The organism is Vibrio hibernica (genome assembly GCF_015223435.1).
GTDB lineage: Bacteria > Pseudomonadota > Gammaproteobacteria > Enterobacterales > Vibrionaceae > Vibrio > Vibrio hibernica.
Map to the genome: position 1 here is coordinate 21,234 of NZ_VHKO01000037.1, position 7,017 is coordinate 28,250.

The following is a 7,017-nucleotide window of genomic DNA, read 5'->3' on the forward strand; positions in this document are numbered from 1 at the left end:
GTCTATAACTCAAGAGCATTGATAAAATTATCTTCGGTGCTTTTGGTGTGGATTGTTCTGTTTTTTCTGGTACAACTCAACATTCTGTTCCCTCATTCCATATTTTAGTGCAAATTATATTTGTAACCAAAATTGTCATATAAGTATTTCTTCTTAACATTTAGTTTTTGAGAATACATTCATCATCGATATTTTTAGGTTCTAGAGGGCTTTTGATTAAATTAACCGTGAATTAGCGTTGTTAATACGTTGTTAACTAATTTTATGCTTTTACCTGTCAGTTTCCTCACATAGACCTGCTAACTTCAATAAGTATGAATGCGCAAACGTAGTTTATAGCGCTGCCGAGCTAGCCTAACGTGGATAAAAGTAAGGAGAATATATGAAAACAGTATCTGTTGTGATCCCTTGTTTTAATGAAAGTGAGGTTATTGATTTTACTGTTGAGGAGTTGCTTTCTGTAACAAATAGTATTTCTAATTATAAATTTGAGCTTATCTTTGTTAATGATGGTAGTTCGGATGATACAGAATCAAAGCTTTTAGCTTATAGCAAGCAGCATGAAAATATTCGAACGATTTCATTCTCACGTAATTTTGGTCATCAGCAAGCGGTAAGTGCTGGATTGGATGTGAGCACTGGTGATGCTGTTGTTTTGATTGATGCAGATCTGCAAGATCCTCCTAAAGTTATTTCTGACATGATTGTGAAGTGGGAAGAAGGTTTTGATGTCGTTTATGGCACTAGGGCTAACCGAGAAGGTGAATCTTGGTTTAAACGTGTCACGGCAAAAAGCTTCTATCGCTTATTAAGCTATTTATCTGAAGTCCAAATTCCACTGGATACTGGTGACTTTCGTTTGATGGATCGTCAAGTAGTGGATCACTTAATCGCTATGCCTGAAAAATCTCGTTTTATTCGAGGTATGGTTAGTTGGATCGGTTTTAATCAAACCGCAATTACTTATGAGCGTTCTGCGCGTTTTGCAGGAGAATCCAAGTACCCGTTAACCAAAATGATTAAGTTTGGCTTAGATGGAATCTTATCTTTTTCTGTTAAGCCATTGAAACTGTCTATCATGATGGGTTTTGTTTGTTCTGGTATTTCAATGCTAATGCTGCTGTATTTTGTCTATGTTCGAATTATGACTGATCATTGGGTGTCTGGTTGGACGTCATTGTTTGTCGCTATTTTATTTATGGGCGGTGTACAGCTGATTTCTATTGGTATTGTTGGTGAGTATGTGGCGCGTATTTATAAAGAATCGAAAAATCGTCCTTTGTATATCATTAAAGAAAGAAGAAGCATAAATGCTGAAGAAACCCGCTCAATTACTGACTAATCTGGTGTATGCAGATTTCCAACAAAAAATTCGCTTTGCCTTGGTTGGAGTATTGAATACGGTTACTGCATATTTAGCTTTTATGGCTATTTATCAGGTTTCTGAGCGCTATTTACTCTCTTCGGTCTTGTCGTATTTTGTTGGAATGCTGGTCAGTTATGCGCTTAATCGGACCTTTGTTTTTAACAGCGGTAAAAAAGGTGGGCAATTTCTTCCTTTTTGTGTGGTGAATTTAACCTCGTTAGCGTGCTCAACGGGCGCATTATATTTGCTAGTGCATTACGGCAACGTGCATGTTTATGTTGCTCAGGCATTGGCGGTATGCGTCTCGATGGGAATTAATTATCTGGGTTACAAAAAAGTGTTCACAGATGGAGTTTCAATGAATAGATTGATTCAAGGCTTATATAATGATGATGGACGTATTGATCCATTATTAGTGATTCAATGGCTTGTACTGGCTGTATTTGCAGTTGTCACTGCGCTGAATCTACACCTGGCGATGTCTGCTAATGTCGCTCATGATGCGTTACCTTATATGGATGGCTACGGTAATAAATTTACTACCGAAGGGCGCTGGATTAACTTTGCACTGTATTATCCGCTACATGGTTTGTCTGCGGTTATTGCAGCAAGCCTTGCTAATATTTGTATTTTTATCTTTGCTTATAAAGTCGTTATGGGGATCAAAAAAGAATATTGGCTGGCGATAGCGGTTGCTTTATTAATTGTGAATATCCCAACCTTTACCATGTTGCTTAAATGGCCAATGACCCTAGTTCCAGGTTGCTTTATGTTGGCACTTTTTGCTTGTTGTAAAGATAAGCTAAATGCTTCAGCTATGTTAATCGTGGCGGGTATTTTGTTATTTGCCACTTATCCAGCCTTTTATTTTTTGATGCCGCTGCTTTACCTTTCGACTTTAAAACAAGCCAGCTATGTCGAGATATTTAAGTTTCTATGTTTTTGGATACTTGGGTATGTCCTTGGTTATGCGGTAGCAAATAGCTTGGTCTATTTATACACATCGATGTTTACTGATCATGCAACCTTCATCCATTTTGTTAGTTGGAGGCAGCAAAACCCTATCAATAGTTTGTCGTCATTAGTTGATAATATTGCTAAAAGTGCGGCTAATTTTGATCGTCTTTTTAACTATATAGGCCAGCTCAGCCTTTGGCTGTATGTGCCGATAATTTTGACGGCATTGTGGGTGCTAGTGAAGCACTTCAAATACACTATAATTATCATTCTTGTAGTAATTTCATTATATGCCAGCGTGGTACCGTTAGGGGTGAAAGTACCATTACGCTCTGGAGTAACATTCCCAATTGGTATGGCAATGTTGCTACTGCTTATTCCCAATAAATGGTGGCGTTTATTAACGCTTTTAGCGCTGTTTATCCCATTTGCATATCAAACCCACGATTATAATTATACTTATGCTAATACAAGAAATGTTATGGCTGAGATACTAGAGCGAAATGATACTCACAACTATCTTCAACAGCCGCAATTATTTGATAAGGTCGTGGTGAGTGTTGATAAGGCGAAAATGAGTCACTATATGTTTGAGAAAACACAATCTGGAGCTTTTAAAACCCTATCTAACTTAAGCTCTCATTATATTAAGCCATACCTTTATCAATATGGTTGGAAAAGAGTAAATATTGATGTGCTTGACGTTAAACGCTCTGAAATCAAAGTGGAAACGACAATCAAGAAAGATGGTAGGGTCCTATTAGTTTCAATTGATTGACTTAGTATTTACTCGCTTGATTGAAGTGATGAAGACTATCTTCTTGTTGTAAAATTAGCTCTAGTCATCGTGGCTGGGGCTTTTTTCTATCTAAGCGCTTGAGTTTGTGACACTCTTATCCGAAGCTTTAATAAACGACTATTTTTTTTAGAAGTAAGGAACAGTATGAATCAATTAAAAAATAAGACACTTCTGGCATCGGCGATTACTGAAGGTAAAGGCCTTTCGGTGTTTAATCCATTTGATGACAGCTTGTTAACCACAGTAAAAACGACGACTCAAGCTCAAGTAGAAGATCAAATCCTTGAACTTGAAGCTGGTCAGATAGAGTGGCAGAAACGCCCAGCAGATGAGCGTAGTAAATTATTAAAGAAATGGCACCAACTCATTATCGATAATGAAGATGACCTCGCACGTATTATTACCTTAGAAGGTGGTAAGCCATTGAAGGAATCGCTAGGCGAAGTTCGTTATGGCGCATCTTTTATTGAGTGGTTCGCGGAAGAAGGGAAGCGGGCATATGGTTCAACGATTCCTTCTGCATCAAATGATAAAACCCTCCTTACGGTCAAACAAGCAATTGGTGTAGCGGCTGCCATTACGCCGTGGAACTTTCCTCTAGCCATGATCACTCGTAAAGCAGCCCCAGCATTAGCCGCCGGTTGTAGCTTTATTTGTAAGCCTTCTGAATCAACGCCATTAACGGCGATTGCTGTCACTGAGTTAGCTTATCAGGCTGGTATCCCGAAGAATGTATTACGCATGGTGGTGGGCGATTCCCATGAGATTGGTGAGGCATTCACTTATCACTCTTCAGTCAGGAAGTTCTCATTTACTGGTTCGACTTTAGTTGGGCGTAAATTACTGATGCAATGCGCCTCGACTATAAAGCGAACATCAATGGAACTTGGAGGTAATGCGCCATTTATTGTTTTTGATGATGCTGATCTTGATAGCGCGGTACAAGGTGCTATCGCCAGTAAATTTAGGAATGCCGGGCAAACTTGCGTGTGTTCGAATCGATTTTATGTGCAAGACGGTATTTATGATGCCTTTGTTGAAAAGCTAGTCAAAGCGGTCGATAAGTTAACGGTTGGTAATGGTTTGGATGAAGGGACGGATATTGGACCGCTAATTTCAAAGCAAGCGAAGCAGAGAGTGTCTGATCTTATCACTGAGGCCAAAGGGCGAGGGGCAAGGCAAATCAATAGTGAGGTCTTGTTAGAGGGCCAATTTATCGCGCCGACAGTATTGGTCGATGTTGAACATGATCGCCCTTTAGTTCAAGGTGAAATTTTTGGTCCGGTTTTACCTATTATTCGTTTTAGCCATGAAGCTGAGATGATCGAAATGGCGAATGATACGATTTATGGGTTGGCCGCTTATTTTTATAGCCAAGATATGAATCGAATCTGGCGAGTCGCACATAATTTGGAATACGGTATGGTCGGTGTAAATGAGGGAATCATTTCGACGGAAGTAGCGCCATTTGGTGGTGTAAAGCAATCCGGTAATGGCCGAGAAGGTGCTAAAGAAGGTTTGGAAGAGTACCTAGAGACGAAGTATGTCTGTATTGGTGGATTAACGAGATAAGCGGAAACAAAAAAGCCTCATCAAATGATGAGGCTTTCTCGAAAGTGGCTCCCCTTGCAAGACTTGAACTTGCGACATACGGATTAACAGTCCGCCGTTCTACCAACTGAACTAAAGGGGAATTATCTATTTTTAATTTTTCTCATTATTAAGAATAAGAAAAATGGTGCCGACTACCGGAATCGAACTGGTGACCTACTGATTACAAGTCAGTTGCTCTACCTACTGAGCTAAGTCGGCTTTTTGAGTGTTTGAATTAAATCAAGCATTCTAAAAGTGGCTCCCCTTGCAAGACTTGAACTTGCGACATACGGATTAACAGTCCGCCGTTCTACCAACTGAACTAAAGGGGAATTATTCGTTTTGTTTATTTTAAATAAAACAAACTAGAAGAATGGTGCCGACTACCGGAGTCGAACTGGTGACCTACTGATTACAAGTCAGTTGCTCTACCTACTGAGCTAAGTCGGCACAAAATTTTCTTCTTTAACAATACATTGATGTCTATTTCTCATGGACACCAACTATAAAATAGTGGTGCCCGGAGGCGGAATCGAACCACCGACACGAGGATTTTCAATCCTCTGCTCTACCGACTGAGCTATCCGGGCGACGGGGGGTATTAAACGGTTTTTCGTAGGGAAGGTCAACAGTAAAACTTAAAAAATTATTCGTTTGCCGATTTTATAATCGCTATTGTGTATTTATTCGCATCTTTGTTGAAAAAATCACAACCTCATCGCCCTCGATGAATAAATTTAGTTGTCTTTCAACATGAAAATCCCTCAGATTTGGTGTTTATAAAACTGAGGGATAACCTTATTTTCACTGCAATAAGTTTTATTGGGTACATTTAATGTTCAATTATTTTTGTACCCAAGCGCCGCCTTGATCCGGTTGTTCACCTTTGGTCCACCACTGAGCTTGATAGGATACTCCTTGGTATGACGCGATATCACCAGATTCATAAACTAAGCTTGCTAACCATTCGGCTTCATCTTTTATCTGCTGAGCTTCCCAAGTTGACGATGTTTTTGGTGAGTCTCCTTTAGTCCACCACTTAGCGGTATAAGTGACGCCTTCAAATAGTACGGTATCTCCAGTGTTATATGTGGTGTTCACATCCCAGGTTGTTTCTGTCCCAGTCTCTCCACCATTACCTTGTTGTGCGGTAATAGTTATGTTTATTGTCGCCTTACTGGTTGAGGTTGGATCGCCTACGGAAACCGTAATTACATCGCTGCTATCGGTTGCTGTTTCCGGAGCTTGGTAGTTAACCACGATACTGTTTTCACTTTGGCTAAGGATGGTTCCTTTATCGACACTAAAAAGTAATGGATCGTTATCTAGATCCGTTGCAGATACCGAGAAAATGAGGCTTTTACCTGATTCGATAGTTAATTGTGTCGGAGCATCAATTACTGGTGCGTTATTGCCTGTTTTTATCTCAAGGTTTTGAGTGTGCTCAGGCTCAAGTAAGTAAACTAAGTTGCTATATAAATCATTGGTTTGATACTCAATAGTTTCGCTAGCATTATTTTTTAAGCCAACTTTAATTATTTGAGGATATTTTTGATTTATCAGACTGGCAAGATCTTGTCCCCACACGTGTTCATCAGCATTTGTGATTGGGAGTTTTTCGAAAACGGTTTCATTACCGTTATTATCAAATACGCGGAACCAGACGGTATCTCCAATATTGGCATCAATAGATGAGGATAGATAACTACCAGAACTAATCCACTTATCTAGAGGGTTATTAGCACCACCATTCGTATTTTCGCTAAAAGTGATATCACTACAGTTGTAGAAGCCTTCACCAGCAGGATCTTGGCGCTGCCAACGAGTATAAATCACCGCATTGTCTACGCGATCTGTTGGTAATGTGACTTCCATTTGGTAATACTTTACGCCTCCTAAAGTGACCGTTTGCAAGTTGCCAAAGTCGGCGATAAGGTCTAAATCATTCCATGCAAGCGGCGTAGTGGCTGAGTCGTAACCTGGCTTACTTAGATACACTTTCCAAAAGCTTGGGTTATGAGGCGTATTAGCACGATATTGAAGCGTTACTTTACCGTTATTACTTAAATCAACTTTTTTTTTTGCCAGTCAGCAGAAGGGAGATCAATCCCATGCTTTGCTTTGTCACCTGCAGAGCATAGATGACCATCAGGAATCGCGGCTTCGACGGCTGCTTGGTTGTTGTAATTAGAAACTAAGATGGAAAACTCCGGTTTTTGCACAAACGGAATCCAATTTGATTCAATGAACGCAGCGCGGCAAGCTGCGTTCGGAATAGTGCTGCCATCGGTTGAGTCCCAAT

General features: G+C 39.9%; 5 protein-coding genes and 5 tRNA genes. 3 read left to right on the forward strand and 7 right to left on the reverse strand.

All coding sequences use genetic code 11. The features are described from left to right. Positions 1 to 382: 382 nt before the first annotated feature. From FH976_RS11900 to FH976_RS11910, 3 genes are all read left to right on the forward strand, one after another. Positions 383 to 1,342 carry a glycosyltransferase family 2 protein gene (locus tag FH976_RS11900; protein ID WP_194091069.1) on the forward strand — a complete coding sequence of 320 codons (960 nt, stop codon included), beginning with the start codon at positions 383 to 385 and terminating at the stop codon, positions 1,340 to 1,342. Further along, a complete protein-coding gene (locus FH976_RS11905) occupies positions 1,311 to 3,101 on the forward strand; it encodes a GtrA family protein (RefSeq protein WP_194091070.1) in 1,791 nt (596 codons plus the stop codon). The genes FH976_RS11900 and FH976_RS11905 overlap by 32 nt, the downstream gene beginning before the upstream one ends. 165 nt (positions 3,102 to 3,266) lie before the next feature. Further along, positions 3,267 to 4,694, forward strand: coding sequence for an NAD-dependent succinate-semialdehyde dehydrogenase (locus FH976_RS11910; RefSeq protein ID WP_194091071.1), 1,428 nt, complete (start codon positions 3,267 to 3,269; stop codon positions 4,692 to 4,694). Positions 4,695 to 4,739: 45 nt separating this feature from the next. Here the strand turns inward: FH976_RS11910 and FH976_RS11915 are convergent. The 7 genes from FH976_RS11915 to FH976_RS11945 all read right to left on the reverse strand — a co-directional run. After that, positions 4,740 to 4,815: transfer RNA gene (locus FH976_RS11915), tRNA-Asn, on the reverse strand. A gap of 43 nt (positions 4,816 to 4,858) precedes the next feature. After that, positions 4,859 to 4,934 (reverse strand) — tRNA-Thr (locus tag FH976_RS11920). Between the two features lie 37 nt (positions 4,935 to 4,971). Continuing rightward, positions 4,972 to 5,047, reverse strand: a tRNA-Asn gene (locus FH976_RS11925). Between the two features lie 42 nt (positions 5,048 to 5,089). Continuing rightward, positions 5,090 to 5,165, reverse strand: a tRNA-Thr gene (locus FH976_RS11930). A 64-nt stretch (positions 5,166 to 5,229) separates the two neighbouring features. Further along, a tRNA-Phe gene (locus tag FH976_RS11935) sits at positions 5,230 to 5,305 on the reverse strand. Between the two features lie 253 nt (positions 5,306 to 5,558). After that, complete coding sequence (locus FH976_RS11940; protein ID WP_228767429.1) at positions 5,559 to 6,803, reverse strand: lytic polysaccharide monooxygenase; 1,245 nt, start codon at positions 6,801 to 6,803, stop codon at positions 5,559 to 5,561. After that, positions 6,779 to 7,017: lytic polysaccharide monooxygenase (locus tag FH976_RS11945; protein ID WP_194091073.1), on the reverse strand; the 239-nt coding region annotated here is incomplete at its 5' end. The genes FH976_RS11945 and FH976_RS11940, both read right to left, overlap by 25 nt.

What these genes read in the sequence shown, in the direction of transcription:
- FH976_RS11910 (WP_194091071.1), top strand. Translation starts at nt 3,267, where the DNA reads ATGAATCAATTAAAAAATAAGACACTTCTGGCATCGGCGATTACTGAA.
- FH976_RS11900 (WP_194091069.1), top strand. Translation starts at nt 383, where the DNA reads ATGAAAACAGTATCTGTTGTGATCCCTTGTTTTAATGAAAGTGAGGTT.
- FH976_RS11905 (WP_194091070.1), top strand. Translation starts at nt 1,311, where the DNA reads ATGCTGAAGAAACCCGCTCAATTACTGACTAATCTGGTGTATGCAGAT.